At 68.8% G+C, this 1,544-nt stretch carries 1 protein-coding gene; it reads left to right on the top strand.

Translation table 11 applies throughout. From position 1 onward, the window contains the following. Window positions 1-1,214, top strand: a 1,214-nt coding sequence (gene tolB / locus VHK87_RS04835; RefSeq protein WP_329633763.1) for a Tol-Pal system beta propeller repeat protein TolB, incomplete at its 5' end; no start/stop codon positions are given. Window positions 1,215-1,544 lie beyond the last annotated feature (330 nt).

Here is a 1,544-nt window from a genome sequence, read left to right as displayed (position 1 = left end):
GCGGCGCCTTCCAGCCCATGCCGATCGCGATCACGGATTTCGGCGGCGATGCGAGCCTCGGCCTGCTGGTGTCGAGCGTGGTGACGAACAACCTGCGCCGCTCCGGCTACTTCACGCCGCTGGACAAGGCGAAGTTTCCCGAAAGCCCCGGCTTCGATGCGGTGCCGGGCTTCGAGAAGTGGCGCAGCGCCGGCGTCCAGGCGCTGGTCACCGGCCGGGTCGGGCGTGACGCGTCCGGCAAGCTCAAGGTCGAGTTCCGTCTCTGGGACGTCACCTCGGGCCAGCAGATGACCGGCCAGCAATACGGCACCGACCCGGCCAACGCCCGCCGCACCGGCCACCTGATCTCGGACGCCGTCTATTCGAAGATCACGGGTCTCGGCGGCTGGTTCGACAGCCGCATCGCCTTCGTCGACGAATCGGGCTCCAAGGAGAATCGGCGCAAGCGCCTGATGGTCATGGACCAGGACGGCGCCAATGTCCGCGCGCTGACCGGCGGCGAGGCCTCCGTCGTGGCGCCGCGCTACTCGCCTGCGACCCAGGACATCGCCTACATGACGCAGACCTCGGGCCAGCAGCCGCGCATCCAGGTGATCAACCTCGAGACCGGCACCCGCCAGGCCATCGGCCGGATGGATTCGATGAGCACGAGCCCGCGCTTCTCGCCCGACGGCCGCCGCCTCGTCATGAGCGTGCAGCAGGGCGGCAACGCCGACATCGTCGCCATGGACCTCGCCTCGAAGTCGCAGACGCCGATCACCAACGGCAACGCCATTGACACCTCGCCGACCTTCTCGCCGGACGGATCGAAGATCGTGTTCGAATCCGACCGCGGCGGCTCGCAACAGGTCTACGTGATGGGCGCCGACGGCTCGAACCCGACCCGCATCTCCTTCGGCGAGGGCTCGGCCTCGCAGCCGGCCTGGTCGCCGCGCGGCGACCTCATCGCCTTCACCCGCCAGCGCAAGGGCTCCTTCGCGATCTGCGTGATGAAGCCGGACGGCTCGGGCGAGCGCGTGCTGACGGAGGGCTTCCACAACGAAGGCCCGACCTTCGCGCCGAACGGCCAGTACGTCCTGTTCTTCCGCGATCCCGGCGGCGAGGGCGGCGGCAAGCTCTACATGGTCGACATCACCGGCAAGGTGGAGCAGCCCGTGCCCACGCCCTCCTACGCCTCCGACCCTACCTGGTCGCCGCTGCTGGCGGGGCGGTAGAGCGCCCTTCCCTCCCCTTGCGGGGAGGGTAATTGCAGATGGGCGTTCCTTTTAAAGTAACTGAGCACCCAAGCTTGTCATCCCGGGGCCGCCTCCGGATCTGGCCTCTGGCCAGTCCGAGGACAGGCTCCGCGGAGCCCGGGACCCAGAACCGCTGACAATGCTCGAGCTTGCCGCCTCAGCGGTTCTGGGTTCCGGGCTCGCCTGCGGCGCCTCGGAATGACAAAGGGGTTGTGAAGAAGCCCCCTCTGCCGCCGCGGGTCGGGCTGGTTCCGCCTGCCACCGCGGAGGGTCAGCCAGCCACCCCCACCTCCAACTCCTCCCCTCAGG

It is taken from the genome of Phenylobacterium sp. (genome assembly GCF_036263695.1).
Lineage (GTDB): Bacteria > Pseudomonadota > Alphaproteobacteria > Caulobacterales > Caulobacteraceae > Phenylobacterium.
This window is presented reverse-complemented; position numbering and strand designations above follow the sequence as displayed.